General features: G+C 69.9%; 15 protein-coding genes and 1 pseudogene. 4 read left to right on the top strand and 12 right to left on the bottom strand.

The genetic code is table 11. The annotated features are described in order from the left end of the window. Positions 1 to 262: pseudogene (locus G6048_RS39600) on the bottom strand (polysaccharide deacetylase family protein); the annotation flags it as partial. A gap of 21 nt (positions 263 to 283) precedes the next feature. Here G6048_RS39600 and G6048_RS39595 point away from each other — a divergent pair. Then, positions 284 to 1,552 (top strand): THUMP-like domain-containing protein, encoded by a 1,269-nt coding sequence (locus tag G6048_RS39595; RefSeq protein ID WP_206342703.1) that lies wholly within the window; start codon positions 284 to 286, stop codon positions 1,550 to 1,552. On the opposite strand, the gene G6048_RS39590 is transcribed toward G6048_RS39595, so the two are convergent. From G6048_RS39590 to G6048_RS39580, 3 genes are read right to left on the bottom strand one after another with little or no spacing between them, the layout of a single operon-like run. After that, complete coding sequence (locus G6048_RS39590; RefSeq protein ID WP_165344441.1) at positions 1,549 to 2,727, bottom strand: dipeptidase; 1,179 nt, start codon at positions 2,725 to 2,727, stop codon at positions 1,549 to 1,551. The genes G6048_RS39595 and G6048_RS39590 overlap by 4 nt on opposite strands. A gap of 13 nt (positions 2,728 to 2,740) precedes the next feature. Further along, positions 2,741 to 3,283 (bottom strand): 5-(carboxyamino)imidazole ribonucleotide mutase, encoded by a 543-nt coding sequence (gene purE / locus G6048_RS39585; RefSeq protein ID WP_165344437.1) that lies wholly within the window; start codon positions 3,281 to 3,283, stop codon positions 2,741 to 2,743. Further along, on the bottom strand, positions 3,280 to 4,473 hold the full coding sequence (locus G6048_RS39580) for a 5-(carboxyamino)imidazole ribonucleotide synthase (RefSeq protein WP_165344436.1): 1,194 nt from the start codon (positions 4,471 to 4,473) through the stop codon (positions 3,280 to 3,282). Before G6048_RS39580 ends, purE begins: the two co-directional genes overlap by 4 nt. Positions 4,474 to 4,666: 193 nt before the next feature. On the opposite strand from G6048_RS39580, the gene G6048_RS39575 reads away from it, so the two are divergent. Further along, the gene (locus G6048_RS39575; RefSeq protein ID WP_165344435.1) at positions 4,667 to 5,224 is read left to right on the top strand and encodes a GtrA family protein; all 558 of its coding nucleotides are present in this window, start codon (positions 4,667 to 4,669) and stop codon (positions 5,222 to 5,224) included. A 5-nt stretch (positions 5,225 to 5,229) separates the two neighbouring features. Here G6048_RS39575 and G6048_RS39570 read toward each other — a convergent pair whose 3' ends face one another. From G6048_RS39570 to G6048_RS39535, 8 genes are all read right to left on the bottom strand, one after another. Further along, the gene (locus G6048_RS39570; RefSeq protein WP_165344434.1) at positions 5,230 to 6,507 is read right to left on the bottom strand and encodes an ATP-binding protein; all 1,278 of its coding nucleotides are present in this window, start codon (positions 6,505 to 6,507) and stop codon (positions 5,230 to 5,232) included. A gap of 68 nt (positions 6,508 to 6,575) precedes the next feature. Further along, positions 6,576 to 7,253 carry a response regulator transcription factor gene (locus tag G6048_RS39565; protein ID WP_165344433.1) on the bottom strand — a complete coding sequence of 226 codons (678 nt, stop codon included), beginning with the start codon at positions 7,251 to 7,253 and terminating at the stop codon, positions 6,576 to 6,578. 159 nt (positions 7,254 to 7,412) lie between these two features. Continuing rightward, positions 7,413 to 8,759 (bottom strand): hypothetical protein, encoded by a 1,347-nt coding sequence (locus G6048_RS39560; RefSeq protein ID WP_165344440.1) that lies wholly within the window; start codon positions 8,757 to 8,759, stop codon positions 7,413 to 7,415. Positions 8,760 to 8,842: 83 nt separating this feature from the next. Further along, complete coding sequence (locus G6048_RS39555) at positions 8,843 to 9,997, bottom strand: hypothetical protein (RefSeq protein WP_165344432.1); 1,155 nt, start codon at positions 9,995 to 9,997, stop codon at positions 8,843 to 8,845. Beyond that, positions 9,994 to 10,968 (bottom strand): COG1470 family protein, encoded by a 975-nt coding sequence (locus tag G6048_RS39550; protein ID WP_165344439.1) that lies wholly within the window; start codon positions 10,966 to 10,968, stop codon positions 9,994 to 9,996. The genes G6048_RS39555 and G6048_RS39550 overlap by 4 nt, the downstream gene beginning before the upstream one ends. Before the next feature lie 156 nt (positions 10,969 to 11,124). Then, positions 11,125 to 11,823 carry an LPXTG cell wall anchor domain-containing protein gene (locus G6048_RS39545; protein WP_165344431.1) on the bottom strand — a complete coding sequence of 233 codons (699 nt, stop codon included), beginning with the start codon at positions 11,821 to 11,823 and terminating at the stop codon, positions 11,125 to 11,127. Between the two features lie 155 nt (positions 11,824 to 11,978). After that, on the bottom strand, positions 11,979 to 12,491 hold the full coding sequence (locus G6048_RS39540; RefSeq protein ID WP_165344430.1) for an ATP-binding protein: 513 nt from the start codon (positions 12,489 to 12,491) through the stop codon (positions 11,979 to 11,981). Between the two features lie 358 nt (positions 12,492 to 12,849). Beyond that, positions 12,850 to 13,218: an STAS domain-containing protein gene (locus G6048_RS39535; protein WP_165344429.1), complete on the bottom strand. Its 369-nt coding sequence runs from the start codon at positions 13,216 to 13,218 to the stop codon at positions 12,850 to 12,852. A 297-nt stretch (positions 13,219 to 13,515) separates the two neighbouring features. Between G6048_RS39535 and G6048_RS39530 the strand changes: the two genes are divergently transcribed. Continuing rightward, complete coding sequence (locus G6048_RS39530; RefSeq protein WP_165344428.1) at positions 13,516 to 14,412, top strand: RNA polymerase sigma factor SigF; 897 nt, start codon at positions 13,516 to 13,518, stop codon at positions 14,410 to 14,412. Between the two features lie 256 nt (positions 14,413 to 14,668). Further along, positions 14,669 to 15,893 (top strand): ricin-type beta-trefoil lectin domain protein (locus tag G6048_RS39525; protein ID WP_165344427.1); only part of this gene is annotated, 1,225 nt, incomplete at its 3' end.

The following is a 15,893-nucleotide window of genomic DNA, read 5'->3' as shown; positions in this document are numbered from 1 at the left end:
CGGCGGGGCGGGCGGGTGGTTCCGGCGCCGGGGCGAGCGGGGCGGCGAGGCCCCAGCGGCGGTACGTCGCGGCCGGGAGGCTGTGGGCCCGTGCCGTCGATGTCGCCTTCTTGTCGAGCCTGTCGAGCCTGTCGGGTCGTTCGGCCGGGTCGACGGGCCGGGCGCAGCCGGTGGCGCCGGCGGCGAGCAGTGCGGACGTGAGTACGGCCGTAGCCAGGGCGCGACGGAAGCCCGCTTTGCCATCTTGTCGTACCGATCGCATGGCCCCGGATCCTCACAGGCCATGCGCCGTACGAGCCCCCGACACCGCCACCGGGCGCGCACCGTCCACCGACTGGCCCACAATGGGGCCGTGGACGATCACGACCCCCTGGCCTCCTTCGCCGCGCTGCTCACCGACCGCGGACAATTTCTGCTCGACGAGGTGCGGGAGGTTCAACCGGCGCAGGAGCTGACCGTCGCCACGCGGTTGCGGCGGGAGCATCCCGCCGAGCTCGTGTCCGCGGCCATCGCGCAGGCCCGGTGGCGGCAGCGGGCGGCGGCGAAGTTCGGGGGCGCGGACGCCGGGCGGATGTTCTTCACCGCGAACGGGGTCGAGCAGGCGACTCGGGCGACGGTCGCGGCGTACCGGGCGGAGCGTTTCACGGAGCTCGGCGTACGGTCCGTCGCCGATCTCTGCTGTGGCATCGGCGGGGACGCGATCGCCCTCGCTCGCGCCGGGATGCGCGTCCTCGCCGTCGATCGCGACCCACTGACCTGCGCGGTGGCGCGCGCGAACGCCGACGAGCTGGGGCTCGGCGACCTGATCGACGTACGGGAGGCGGATGTCACGGAGGTCGACACGTCTTCGTACGACGCGGTGTTCGTCGACCCTGCCAGGAGGGGTGGACGGGGGCGGATCTTCGATCCCGAGGCCTATTCGCCGCCTCTCGCCTGGGCCGTCGATGCGGCCCGCAAGGCGCCGCGTGCCGCGCTCAAGATCGCGCCCGGGATTCCGCACGAGGCGGTTCCGGGCGACGCCGAGGCCGAGTGGGTCTCGGACTTGGGGGACGTGAAGGAGGCCGTGCTGTGGTTCGGCACCGAACCCGGCCTTGTGCGCGCCACCCTGCTCCCCGGGCCGCGCAGCCTGCGTGGCCGTGGGCTGCCCGATCCTCAAGTGCGGCCGCCGGGACAGTACTTGTATGAGCCCGACGGTGCCGTCATCCGCGCCCACCTGGTCGCGGAGGTCGCCGAGGAGGTCGGCGGCGGACTGCTCGACGAGACGATCGCGTACGTCACCGCGGACGCCGTGACCCCGACCCCGTACGCCACCGCCTACGAGATCACCGACCAACTCCCTTTCAGCGTAAAGAAGTTGAAGGCACTGCTACGAGAGCGCGAGGTCGGCACCCTGACCGTCAAGAAGCGCGGCTCGGCGGTGGAGCCGGAGGAACTCCGTCGCAAGGTAAAGCCGCGGGGGCCGAACTCAGCGACCGTGTTCCTGACGCGAGTGAAGGGGGCCCCGACCATGCTGATCGGGCATCCCGTCCAGCAGAACAAGCCCTCTGCCTAGCCGTCCAGTTGCCCCAGTGTCGCGTTCGACGGCCCCCTGCGGGAGCGCTCTGCCCGTGCCACGTCCTCCGCCGCTCCCAGCACCCGTACCGCGTTCTGCCAGGTCAGCTTGGCGAGGTCCGGCTTTGACCAGCCGCGGGCCAGGAGTTCGGCGATGAGGTTCGGGTAGCCCGAGACGTCGTGCAGGTCGTCGGGGGTAAAGGCTGTGCCGTCGTAGTCGCCGCCGATGCCGATGTGGTCGATTCCGGCGGCTTCGCGCATGTGGTCCAGGTGGTCGGCGACCGTCGCGGCCGTGGCGACGGGGCGGGGGTGCGCGTCCTCGAAGGCGCGGTGGACCTTCATCGCCTCCGACGTGGTGTCCAGGGGGTGGAAGCCGTGCGCGCGCATGTTGTCGTCCGCCGCCGCCGTCCAGTCGACGGCCGCCTGGAGGACGAACTTCGGGACGAAGGTCACCATCGCGACGCCGCCGTTGGCCGGCAGGCGTTCCAGTACGTCGTCGGGGATGTTGCGGGGGTGGTCGCACACCGCGCGCGCGGAGGAGTGGGAGAAGATCACGGGCGCGACGGTCGTGTCGAGGGCGTCGCGCATCGTCGTCGGCGCGACGTGGGAGAGGTCCACGAGCATGCCCTCGCGGTTCATCTCCCGGACCACCTCGCGGCCGAAGGCCGACAGGCCGCCGACGCCCGGCTCGTCCGTCGCGGAGTCCGCCCAGGGGATGTTGTCGTTGTGGGTGAGGGTCATGTAGCGGACGCCCAGCGCGTACAGCGCCCGTAGCGTGGCGAGGGAGCTCGCGATCGAGTGGCCGCCCTCCGCGCCCATCAGCGAGGCGATACGGCCCTCGCCGCGCGCCGTCTCCATGTCGGCGGCCGTCAGCGCGGCTTTCAGATCCGCGGGATGGCGCGCGATCAACTGCCGTACGCAGTCGATCTGTTCGAGCGTGGCGGGCACGGGCTCCGGCAGGTCCGAGCGGACGTACACCGACCAGAACTGGGCGCCCACGCCGCCCGCGCGCAGCCGCGGCAGGTCGGTGTGCAGGTGGGCGCTCTGGTCGGTGGCGAGGTCGCGGGCGTCGAGGTCGTAGCGGACCTGTTGGCGCAGGGCCCAGGGGAGGTCGTTGTGCCCGTCGGCGACCGGGAACTCCCGCAGCAGTTCCCGGGCTTCGTCCAGCGACGTCAGCGGCGCCACGCGCTCAGCTCCCCGAACCGAAGCCGAAGCCCGCCGCGCCCTCGACCTTGGCGCGCAGCCGCTTGCCCTTCTCCGAAGCCTGGTCGTTCAGTTCCTGCTGGAACTCCCGCATACGGCCGCGGAGTTCCTCGTCGTGGGCGCCGAGGATGCGGGCCGCGAGCAGTCCGGCGTTGCGCGCGCCGGCGACCGACACGGTGGCGACCGGCACTCCGGCGGGCATCTGCACGATCGACAGCAGCGAGTCCATGCCGTCCAGGTGCTTCAGCGGCACGGGCACGCCGATCACGGGCAGCGGGGTCACGGAGGCGAGCATGCCCGGCAGATGGGCGGCCCCGCCCGCACCCGCGATGATCACCTTGATGCCGCGGTCCGCCGCCTCCTCGCCGTACGCGATCATCTCGCGCGGCATCCGGTGCGCGGAGACGACATCGACCTCGTACGCGATCTCGAACTCGTCCAGGGCCTGGGCCGCCGCCTCCATGACGGGCCAGTCGGAGTCCGAGCCCATGACGATGCCGACGACGGGCGACTCTGGCGAAGTGCTCATTCGGTGATCGTCCCTCTCAGGTATGCGGATGCGTGACGGGCGCGGTCGAGAACGTCGGCCAGGTCGTCGCCGTAGGTGTTGACGTGGCCGACCTTGCGGCCGGGCTTCACGTCCTTGCCGTACATGTGGATCTTGAGCTTCGGGTCGCGGGCCATGCAGTGCAGGTACGCGGAGTACATGTCGGGGTAGTCGCCGCCGAGGACGTTCACCATGACCGTCCACTTCGCGCGCGGGCGCGGGTCGCCGAGGGGCAGGTCGAGGACCGCGCGGACGTGGTTGGCGAACTGGGAGGTGATCGCGCCGTCCTGGGACCAGTGGCCGGAGTTGTGGGGGCGCATGGCCAGCTCGTTGACGAGGATGCGGCCGTCGCGGGTCTCGAAGAGCTCGACGGCGAGGTGGCCTATGACGTCGAGTTCCTTGGCGATGTTCAGGGCGAGCTGTTCGGCCTTCAGCGCCCGCTCCTCGGGGAGGTCCGGGGCAGGGGCGATCACCGTGTCGCACACACCGTTCACCTGCCGCGACTCCACGACGGGGTACGCGACGGCCTGGCCGTGGGGCGAGCGGACGACGTTCGCGGCGAGTTCCCGTACGAAGTCGACCTTCTCCTCGGCGAGGACCGGGACACCGGCGCGGAAGGGATCCTCGGCCTCCTCCGCGGACCCCACGACCCACACGCCCTTGCCGTCATAGCCACCGCGGACGGTCTTGAGGACGACCGGGAAGCCGCCCGCCCGTCGCCCACCACCGCCCTTACCGGAGGGCACTTCGTGCCCGCCCCTTTCAATTTCCGCCGCGAACGCGGCGACATCGGCCGGGTCGCTCACGATCCGGTGCCGTGGACACGGCACCCCGATCGCATCGAGCCGCGCGCGCATCACGCCCTTGTCCTGGGCGTGCACCAGAGCGTCGGGGCCGGGGCGTACGGGAATGCCGTCCGCCTCCAGGGCCCGCAAATGCTCGGTGGGCACATGTTCGTGATCGAAGGTGATCACATCGCAGCCCCTCGCGAAGTCACGCAGCGTGTCGAGATCGCGATAGTCGCCGACGACGACATCGCTGACGACCTGCGCCGCGGAGTCCTGGGGGGTGTCACTGAGGAGCTTGAATCTGATGCCGAGCGGGATGCCAGCCTCGTGCGTCATACGCGCGAGCTGGCCTCCGCCGACCATGCCGACTACCGGGAAAGTCACGCACCCAGGGTAACGGCCATGCCAGGGCGCCTCTGCCGCGCGCATGATCATCGAAACTTCCGCATCTTCATCACTTCCTGGCCACATAATCCGGCTCTGCCCAGGACTGGACCAGTCGGGCTGGATAGCATGGTCGAGTCGACGAAGGTTGACGAAGTTGGCGTATCCGACGAGACGGGGGCTGGGCGACACCATGAGCAAAGGTGGTTCACGCGGGGCACATGCCGCGCCGCGCAGCGTGGTACGCCGGCGTATCGACCGGCTGACGCGGGAGGTCGCCAAGTTCGGGGCGGTCGGCGGCATGGGGCTGCTGGTCAATCTCCTCGTCTTCAACCTCGTACGCAGCACCACGGATCTGCAGGTCGTGCGGGCCAGTGTGATCGCCACGGTGGTGGCGATCGTCTCCAACTACATAGGGTTCCGCTACTTCACCTACCGCGACCGCGACAAGGGCGGCCGCACCAAGGAACTCTCGCTCTTCCTGCTGTTCAGCGCCATCGGCCTGGTGATCGAGAACGGCATTCTGTACGCCGCCACCTATGGCCTCAATCTCGACAGCCCCCTGCAGAGCAACTTCTTCAAGTTCCTCGGCATCGGTATCGCGACCCTGTTCCGCTTCTGGTCCTACCGCACCTGGGTGTTCCGCACGCTCCCGGCCCGCGAGGCCGTGGCCAGTGCCGAATCGTTCCTGACGCCGGACGCCCTCCTGGCGGAGGACCGCCCGACGCGGCAGTTCTCTCGCGTTCGCTGACCTGGCTACCGAACCGTCTCCGGCTCCTGCCCCGCCGACGCCCGCTTCTTCGGCGTACGCGACAGGAACAGGCCGAAGACCGGCGGCTGCGCCTGGAGCATCTCGAGCCGCCCGCCGTCCGCCTCCGCCAGATCACGGGCCACGGCGAGGCCGATACCCGTCGAGTTCTGGCCACTGATGGCCCGCTCGAAGATCCGGGCGCCGAGCTCGGCGGGGACACCCTCGCCCTCGTCGGTCACCTCGACCACGGCCTGGTTGCCGGTCACGCGGGTACGCAGAGCGACCGTGCCGCCGCCGTGCATCAGCGAGTTCTCGATCAGGGCGGCCAGCACCTGGGCCACCGCTCCGGGCGTGCCCACGGCCTGCAGATGCCGCTTGCCGGAGCTGACGATCGCGCGGCCCACGCTGCGGTAGGCGGGGCGCCATTCCGCGAGCTGCTGGTTGATGACCTCGTCCAGGTCGAAGGTGACGGCGGAGCCGGTGCGCGGGTCGCGCGAGTTGGTGAGCAGCCGCTGCACCACGTCCGTGAGGCGCTCGACCTGGCCGAGCGCGATCGTCGCCTCCTCCTTCACCGTGTCCGGGTCGTCGGTGAGCGTGATCTCCTCCAGCCGCATGGACAAGGCCGTGAGGGGTGTACGGAGCTGGTGGGAGGCGTCGGCGGCCAACCGGCGTTCGGCCGTGAGCATCCGCGCGATGCGCTCGGCGGAACTGTCCAGCACATCCGCGACACGGTCCAGCTCCGGCACCCCGTACCGCTTGTGGCGCGGACGCGGGTCCCCGGAGCCGAGCCGCTCCGCGGTCTCCGCGAGGTCGGTCAGCGGGGAGGCGAGCCGGTTCGCCTGGCGCACGGCGAGCAGGACCGCGGCGATCACCGCGAGCAGGGCGACCGCGCCGATGATCAGGAACGTACGGCCGACTTCACGGGTGACCGAGGACCGCGGCTCCTCGACGACGACCGTCTCGCCCTCCTCACCGACGGCCTCCTTCGACTGGATGACCTCACCGGTGGGCTTGGTGCCGATCTCGATCGGATCCCGCCCCGGAATCTCGACCAGCGCATACCGCTCGTTGGTGACCTGGTCCTCGAGTATCCGGGCACTGATCTGCTCGTCCCCGAGAATCCGGCTGTCGACGATGCTGGCCAGCCGCAGCGCCTCCAGATCAACGCGCTCCTGCGCACTGGCACCGATCGTCCGGGTCTCCACGATGACGAGCGAGACCCCGAACACAGCGATCACGACAAGGACCACGGCGAGAGTGGACTGAATGAGACGGCGACGCACGAGGCCCTCCGAGCTGCTGGTTTACGAGGTCCAGTGTGCCCTGGGCGCCGCACTGCTCCGGAGTGGGTTCAGCTCTTCTCGAAGCGGAACCCGACGCCCCGTACCGTCGCGATGTACCGAGGATTGGCCGCGTCGTCGCCGAGCTTCTTGCGCAGCCACGAGATGTGCATATCGAGGGTCTTGGTGGAAGACCACCAGGTCGTGTCCCACACCTCACGCATCAACTGGTCCCGCGTGACAACCCGCCCCGCGTCCCGCACCAGCACCCGCAGAAGATCGAACTCCTTCGCCGTCAGCTGGAGTTCCTCGTCACCCATCCACGCCCGGTGCGACTCGACATCGATGCGCACTCCATGCGTGGCGGGCGCCTGCTGCGGCTCCGCGGCCCCGCGCCGAAGCAGCGCCCGCACCCGGGCGAGCAGCTCGGCAAGACGAAACGGCTTGGTGACGTAGTCGTCGGCGCCCGCGTCGAGGCCCACGACGGTGTCCACCTCGTCGGCGCGCGCGGTCAGGATGAGGATCGGGATGGTGTGCCCTTCGGCACGCAGCCGACGGGCCACCTCCAGTCCGTCCATACCGGGCAGCCCAAGGTCGAGCACGACCAGATCGACGCCGCCCTGAATACCGGCGTCGAGCGCGGTCGGCCCGTCCTGGCGTACCTCAACCTCGTAACCCTCCCGACGCAGAGCGCGGGCCAGCGGCTCCGAAATGGACGCGTCGTCCTCGGCGAGCAGTACTCGGGTCATGGACTGATGGTAGTCCGCTGCGGACGACCATCGTGAGGAAAGATCGAGATCCTCTACTACAAGCCCACACCCCCGCCCACCCGCAGCTTCCCACCGGCGGGAGGGGACGTGGGCAACCACAACGAACCCGCAGCTTCAAACCGCGCCCCCAGCGGAGCGCTAGCGAAGGCGACGTCGCGGCATGAACGTGAACACCGCCCCGCCGAGCAGGATCGTCGTGCCCGCCAGCAAGCCGAGCGCCCGCAGCAGACCGTTGTCGTCGGAGCCCGTGTCCGCGAGGCCGCCGCCGGAGGACGCGGGCCCCGCACCCGACGTACCGGAGCCGGACCCGGAACCCGAACCGGAGCCCGAGCCACCCGCCGCACCGCCCGGCTGAGACGAGGTATCCAGCGTCAGCGAAACCTCACTCTTCGCCGGCGTACACGTAGTCGTCGTCCCCAGCGCCTCCACCGTCAGCACCCCCGGCGAAAGCGTCGACTCCCCGTCTGCCCCCGGCTTGTACGTGCCCTTCAGGTCAGGAATCTCGATAGGGTCACCCGACTTGATCGGCTCCGGATTCGTCGGACCCTCCACACGCACCGTGCCCTTGTCGGCGCCACCCAGCGCGACCTCCATCGACGGCTTCACGGAGTCCGCCGGAATGTCCGCCGGGCTGTCCATGACCGACTTCTTGAACTGCACCGTCAGCCCGAAGTTCCCGCCGTCCTTCTTGGCGTCGATCTGCACGGGAGAGGTCGCGTTCTTGTCCCCGATCGGCGTCTTGCACTCGTACGGGATCTCGACCTCCTTGCCCGTGAACTCGGTCTGCCCGCCCCCGGTCCCACCGGAGTCCGAACCACCGGAGCCCGACGAACCGCCGCCGCTGTCACCCCCGGTCGCGCTCTCGGAGGGCTCCGAGGGAGACGACGGAGGCGCGCTGCCGGTCGGCAGCCCCGTCGGCACCTCGGTCGGCACCGACGGCACCCCCGTCGGCAGCCCACCGGTCGTCCCGCCGGAGTCCCCGCTCACCTTGATCGTCGCCGCGGACTTCACGGCCTCCTTGGGCGTGCACTTGGTGTCCGCGGACACCGGCTTGTTGACGTTGACGTTGTACGCGTCAGGGGTCAGCGTGACGTCCCCGGCCGTCGTCAGCTTCAGCGTGCCCTTCATGTCGGAGAGCTTCATGTCGCTGTTCTTCGGGATGGCGGGGTTCTGCCGCGGCCCCTCCATCGCGATGTCCCCGGTCTGCGCACCGCTCGCCTTGAGGGTGCCGGTCGGCTGGACGGTGTCCTTCTCCAGGTCGATGATGTCGGGGTTCTTGGAGGCGGCCTGGACGAACTTCCAGGTGATCTGCACCTCGTCCCCGACCTTCGCCTCGGCGGGCGCGGTGATCTCCACCTTGGTCGTGCCCTGCACCGGATCCATCCCGGAGATCGCGGGCGGTACGCACTCGGTCTTGTACGACACCTCGGCGGCCTGCGCCGGCGCCGCGGCCACCCCGAGCAGGATGCCCGCGCCCCCGAGCATCAGCGCGACTCCGGCCGCGCTCGCTCTGGTGGGCTTCCGCACCCCAAAGCCGCCGTCTCCCGGCCGGACTCTCCGTAGCGTGCTCACGAGTTTCCCTTTCTGGTGGGGGTCGAAGGGCTGTTCTCTTGCGGTGCGGAGAGCTGACCGGCCTCGGTTCCCGGAGCGCTGTCCGGGGTGAACCACGGCAAGGTCGGGTTCGTACGGTTATCGCTGTCGGCGTCTGCGTGGGGGGACGACGCCGTGGATGAAAAGCTCAACTTCGGCATGCGTACGGTGACTTCGGGCAGCCGCAGGCTCCGGCGGGGACCGGCGTGCCCGCCGCCGCTCCTCGGGCGGGATCCCCAGCGTCCGGCCGGCCTGGACCTGCCCTGCGGCCGTACGCGGTCCACGACGGCCATCCCGATCCGGAACACGGCGGCCGGTACGACGACGAAGAGCAGGATCCAGAAGAGCGTCACGCCCCAGGGGCGGCCCACGCCCCAGGGCTGTTCGGCGAGCACCTTGCCGCCGTACTTCACCGAGACCGTGTAGTCGCCGTGCGCGCCGGCCGACAGCTCGACGGGCAGTTCGATCTGCGCCTTCTTGCCGGGCGCGATGGTGCCGCGCCACTGCTGTTCCTCCCACTGCGGCGCGAACACGCCGTGGGAGGTGCCGACTTGGAAGACGGGATCCTTGACGGGCAAGGAGCCGACGTTGCCGACGGTGAAGACGAAGTCGCGGGACGGCGACGCGCCGAACCAGGTCAGCACACCGCTCGACCCGTCGAGCCGGGTGTCGGTGAGCACCGAGAGCCGCCCGCTGGTGTCCTCCTTCGGCAAGGGCTCGACCTCGTGCCCTGCCACCAGGAACGCCGCGTCCGCGTCCGCCTTCTGACCGGTCACGGTCGCCACGTGCACCACGCAGGGGCACGGCTGCGGCGGCTCGACGACCGGCAGCTTCTTGCTGAACGCGCCTTTCTCGTCCGTGGTGACGGCCCGGCCGTCGGCGTTGGCGCAGGAGTTGGTGCCGCCGATGACGCCCCGGTCGGGCGAGGACTGGCCGCAGATCAGCATCATGAGGAGGGCGTGGGGACGCCATCCGGAGCCGGTCACCGTGATCGAACCGCCCGTCCCCGCCTGGGACTTGGACAGCTTGACCTCCGGTTTCCCGTCCGCGCCCGTCGCCACCGCGCCCAGGGGGAGCACGAGCAGCGCGAGCACCGCCACCACCAACGCCGGAATCCGCACCTTCCCGCTCACGTCACCGCTCCCGTCAACTCGACATCCGTACGCGGCTGTTCGGACCCACCGGACCCACCGGATCCACCCGATCCACCGGGTTCACGGGGCTCGCCGGACTCCTCGGCACGCCTTCGACGTCGTACGAGCCAGAAGGCACCGCCCGCACACAGCACGAGCCCGCCCGCCAGGCCCGCGACCGCGCCCCAGGGCACGAACCGCGCCGCCGTGCCCGCCTCGTCGTGCGCGCCGCCCGCCGCCGTGACCGTGAGCCGCACGTCGACCGAGTCGAACGCGGGCCGGTCGGGCCAGGACTCGCGGAGGGTGACGCGGCGGCCGGGCAGCAGTTCGACGGGAAGGGTGCGCGGGGCGCGGTCGAGCACCTCGCCGAACAGTCCGTCGGCGCGTACGGCGAGCTTCGGGGTCAGTACGGTGTTGCCGCGGTTGACCAGGTCGTACGAGATCCGGCCGTCCCGTACGGCCACGTCCTCGACCGTGAGCGCGGACAGGGTCGGGCCGCCGACCCGCAGCTGGACGCGTACGGCCGCGGACCGGCCGTCGCCGCTCGCGACGATCGCGCCGGGGTGGTCGCCGGGGACGGCGCCCTCCGGGACACCGATGGTGAACGGAACGTCGGCACGCGTCCGCGCGGGCACCTTCACCGTCTTCTTGGCAAAGGTGATCCACGCGCCGGTGTCGCGCGGCTTCGCCCGCAGCGCGAAGCCGCCGCCCTCCGCGCTGTTGTCGGCGTCCGCGCCCCGCAGCCGTACGGTGAGCGGTTCGTCGCCCGGATTGATCACCGACACCGTGTCCTGAAGGACCGCACCGGGCTCGCCCTCCGCGTAGAAGGAGGGCCGCCCGTCCCGGCCGCCCGCAGAGGGCACGACGGACCAGCCCTCGTCGGCCACGGCGTTCGGTGCGGCGCCGGGCAGGCCGAGCAGGACTGCGGCGGCGAGAGCGAGGACACAGAGGCCACGGGCGGCGGACTGCACGGATGTCACGGGCGGCTCCAGAGGAACGTCACAGCTGCTGGTGCGGCGTACGGCGAGCGCAGCGAGATGGGGGTTCCCCCGGCCGAAGTCCCCCAGCCTTCGGCCGGGGGAACCCCCAGGGGAGGCTCGTCCTGCGCGTACGCGGAAAACGAAAGGTCAGCGCGGCGCCTGGTTCCGTCGGGTCAGCCACAGCACTCCGGCCGTTCCGGCGAGGAGCACCGTGCCGCCGAGCGTTCCGAGGGCGATCGCGTTGTCCTCGGGGCCGGTCTGCGGGAGTTCGGCGCCAGCGCCCGCGCCGCCCTCGGGGGCGGTCTCCGACGAACCACCGCCGCCACCCGCGGCCTTGACGTCCAGGCTCAGCGCGGGACCCGGATCGTTGCCGGGCTCGCAGGTCGTCGTCGTACCGAGCGCCTTGATGGTGAGCACGCCCGGCGTGAAGGTGACCTTGCCGCTCTTGGACGGCGTATACGTACCGCTCAAGTCGCTGACCTTGATGGGGGTGTTGGCGGGGATCGCCTCCGCGTTGGGAGGGCCCTTCACCTCGAGCGTGCCGCTCTCGGCGCCGCCCAGTTTGATGGTGGCGCTCGGGCTCATCGCGCCCTTGCCCAGTTCGACCGGGCTGGACGAGACGCCCTTCTGCCAGGACATGGTGATCTTGTAGCCATTGCCGCTCTCGGCACTCTTGATGTCGATGGGCGAGACGGCGGACTTGTCACCGATCGGCGTCTTGCAGTTGTACTCGACGTCGACGACCTCGGCCCAAGCTGCGGGGGCGGCCATCAGCACCGCCGAGCCGGCCAGGGCCGCGGCGAACGCGAGCGCGGCGGTTCGTTTCTGGTACGTCCGGTATGACACGGTCCCCTCATTCCTGACGGCACATCAGATCGGCCGTCAAGGTACGCCCGGGGCCTTGTGGAGGGAAGACAAAGGACGCGCCGGATCTCGATCGATCCGCCGCGTACGACGATGGTTTCGAACTTGCGGTAACCCTTGGTGGGGGTTATGTCCAGCTAAGCGGGCGCCCCGAGCTCCGCCCATACCGTCTTGCCCGCCACCCCTGGAGCGCGGACGACACCCCAGTCCAGGCACAGCCGCTGCACGATGAACATCCCGTGGCCGCCGGGGCGCCCGGCGCGGTGCGGGGTGCGCGGGGCGGGCTGGCCGGTGCCCCGGTCGGAGACCTCGACGCGCAGCACCTTGTTGTCGCAGGCGATCCACAGCTCGTCCGGGCCCTCGGCGTGCAGGCAGGCATTGGTGACGAGCTCGGAGACGACCAGCAGTACGTCCTCGGCGGCGGCCCGCCGGTCGGCGGTCGCGGCGGGCAGCCAGCCCCACGCGTACAGCGCCTGGCGCGCGAAATCGCGGGCGAGGGGGACGACCCCGCTCGCCCCGTCGAGGTTGAGCCGACGGACCTGACGGGCGGCCGGGCGCGCGGACCCGTCGTCTCTGGCCTCCCCCGAAGCGCCGCAGACGCCCGCCTCCGGGCCGCGGTCGCCCGGCGGGTAAGGCCGGGTGGTGCTCATCAGCGCTTCACCTCACCGATTCACCAGTTCTCGATTCAAGACTCAAGACATTTCAGAAAGCTCAGGACACTCAGGATCCGGGACTGCCGCGCGCTCGCCGTTGGCCTTGTTGACATATTCAGGATGTCTCCTGCCCGGCCGATCCGTCAGAACACCCACTGATTCGTCGTGAGCACTGTGACGCTGGTAACGCGCCGATCACATAGAGACAACTGAGCCATAACTATGCACACGGCAGCCGGGCGGTTACTCACCGGGGGTCGATCGAAAATGCCCTGGAGGGTGCGACAGAGTGCGACAACTCACGCGGAGCACATCGAGGACACAGAGTGCGCCGCGCGTGTCATACGCCGGGCGATCACTCGCGCAGAGCCGCATCGAGGGTGTCGTGCACGGTGAAGACGGCTGCCGCACCGGTGATCTCGAACACCCGGGCCACCACCGGAAGCATCCCGGCCAGATGGACCCCACCGCCCGCGTCCTCGGCTTTGAGCCGGGCGCCGAGCAGCACGTTCAGCCCGGTGGAGTCACAGAACTCGAGCCGCGAACAGTCCACGACGAGGCGCGCGAACCCGCGCTCGAGACAATCCTCGAGCGGTACTCGCAGCAGATCGGCGGTGTGGTGATCCAACTCACCCGCCGGGGTCACGACGGCGCTTGGGCCCTCTCCCCGCACCTCGACCAGAAGCCGGCCCGATTGTGCGCTGCCGACCGTCCCGCGGTCCATGCCGTCTCTCTCTTCCGACCGTCGTGGCTGATGACTGACGCTCTTGAACATTACGCCTTCCCTACGACCACGACTCCTGCCGTGCGGTTCCTTCCCTACGACCTCTCTACGACCTTGCCACACCCAAATAGCCGCCCAGAACTGGACATTTCTCCAGCAAGCGCACTTGCGGTGGGCTGACGAAAGCGGGTAGGGCTAGTAGGGACACGAATCAACACGGCCGGCTTTGGAGGCGCCGCACACCGCAGTGCACGTATTGGCATCGGCGGCCATATGCCGAGAACGATGGAGGACATCATGTCACCCCGGCTCGACGCATCGCAGACCCCCCAGGCGACGTCGACACCCGCTCCAGAAGAGGCGGATCACGTCGAGGAGGACCTCGACGGACTCGCCGGCCTTCCGGAGATCCCGCCGTACGACGAGGTGGGGCCGGTGGACGCACGGGCCCTGTCCAAGACCCTCTTCGAGCGGCTGGAATCCCTGGAAGAAGGCACGCACGAGTATTCCTATGTACGCAACACCCTGGTTGAACTCAATCTCGCCCTGGTGAAGTTCGCCGCTTCCCGGTTCCGCTCCCGCAGCGAGCCGATGGAGGACATCATCCAGGTCGGCACGATCGGCCTGATCAAGGCGATCGACCGCTTCGAGCTCAGCCGTGGCGTGGAGTTCCCGACCTTCGCGATGCCGACGATCGTCGGCGAGATCAAGCGTTTCTTCCGCGACACCAGCTGGTCGGTGCGCGTGCCCCGCCGGCTCCAGGAACTCCGTCTGGACCTGGCCAAGGCCGGCGACGAACTGGCCCAGCAACTGGATCGCGCTCCGACAGTGGGAGAGCTGGCGGATCGCCTGGGCCTGTCGAACGACGAGGTCGTCGAGGGCATGGCCGCGTCCAACGCCTACACCGCGTCATCACTCGACGCCCAGCCTGAAGAGGACGACTCCGAAGGCGCCCTGGCCGACCGCATCGGCTACGAGGACCACGGCCTGGAAGGCATCGAGTACGTCGAGTCCCTGAAGCCCCTGATCGCCGAACTCCCTTCCCGCGACCGGAAGATCCTCTCCCTCCGCTTCGTCGCCAACATGACCCAGTCCGAGATAGGCGACGAACTGGGCATCTCCCAGATGCACGTCTCACGCCTGCTGTCTCGCACGCTGGTACGACTCCGGAGAGGCCTGACGGTCGAGGAGTAGCGCTGCGCCGCGGGTGGGGCCACCAGAGGTGGCCCCAACGCACGTGACGCTGAAGCTTGCTGATGGCGCCCGTACGAGGTCCCCCTGAGCGGGGCTCGGCGGGCGCCATCATCACAAACAAGCCACGCAAACATCGTTACTGGCGGAAACCCCTACCCTCTCCGACCTCCTCCCACCACTATGACCCCACCCCATACCAATCGGTACGCCGAGGTGCCGACGGTGGCGAAGGCGGGGGCAAGAGGGGGGAACGGGGATGACTCGGGCGCATCAGGGCGACGAGAACCACGCTGGAACAACTGCAGGCGCGAAGGCGAGCGCGGGCGCCGGCCCGCACACCAGCACGCCCGACACGCAGCTCACCGCACTGATACGCGCCGACGCCGCCACCGCGTACCCGGCGCTGCGCGAGCTGCGCCTGCGGCACCGGCCCGCCGTGCTGGCGTACGCGCGGCTGTGTGCCATGGATGAGCCCGGCGCACGCCGGCTCACGGCCCAGGCGTTCGCGCTGGCCGCCCGCGAGACGGCGCGCGGCGTCGAGCCGCGCGGACCGTGGCGGCACAAGCTTCTGCTACTGGTCACGCGCGTGGCCGCCGCATGGGCCACCGACGACCGCGGCAACCGGCTCCATCCGGACCTGCTCACCCACCTGCGCGAGACGAGTGCCGACGACCGCGAACCGCCGATGCTCGCCGCGTTCCACAGCCTTCCGACCCGTGTCCAGGGCCTCGTCTGGTACACGGTCGTGGACGAGGAGCCCGACGCCGGAGCGGCCGTCTACCTGGGATTCACGCCGCAGGACGTGACGTACGGGAAGGAGCCGGCCTTCCAGTCCCTGCGCCAGGCCTGTCTGAAGGCCCGGCTGGCCAGCTCCGGCGACCCGCGCTGCCAGGGCTTCCGGCGACTGATCGAGGAGGCGGTGCGCCCCGAGCATCCGCGGTACGGAATGGATCTGGACGCCCACATCACGCAGTGCGCGCACTGCGCCGCCGCGTACGAGGAGCAGTGCGCGCTGCGGGACATCCCGCGTACCGCGTTGGCGGACGGGCTACTGGTGTGGGGCGGCGCGGCCTACGCCTCGGACGGATCCACCGCGCCTGGTCGCGCTTCCCGGCGCGCCCGGAATGCCAGGCACTCCCGGACCCGGACCACCGCGGCAGTGGCCTGGCTGCCGTCGCGACGCTTCGGACTCGCCTCGGCGGCGCTCGGCATCGCGGTGGCTCCCCTGCTGATGTACCTGCTCTCGTCGAACAGTTCACAGCCCCAGCGCGCCGCCAACTCCGTACCCCCACCCGCGCGGCCGCCCGCGATGACAGTGACGCCGACGATCTCGGCGACGTCGTCCCCGTCGCCTTCACCGACGCGCAGGGCCAAGTCCCCTGGGTCGCATCTTGCGATGTCGCGTCTACAGCCACAATGGATCACCTGTTCCCAGATTTCCCATGCCAATAGCTCCCTAGTTGGCCGCCCAGCCGCGCTTG

The organism is Streptomyces ureilyticus (genome assembly GCF_011045025.1).
GTDB classification, from domain to species: Bacteria; Actinomycetota; Actinomycetes; order Streptomycetales; family Streptomycetaceae; genus Streptomyces; species Streptomyces ureilyticus.
The sequence above is the reverse complement of the archived record's forward strand: the minus strand, read 5'-3'. Positions and strand labels throughout refer to the sequence as shown.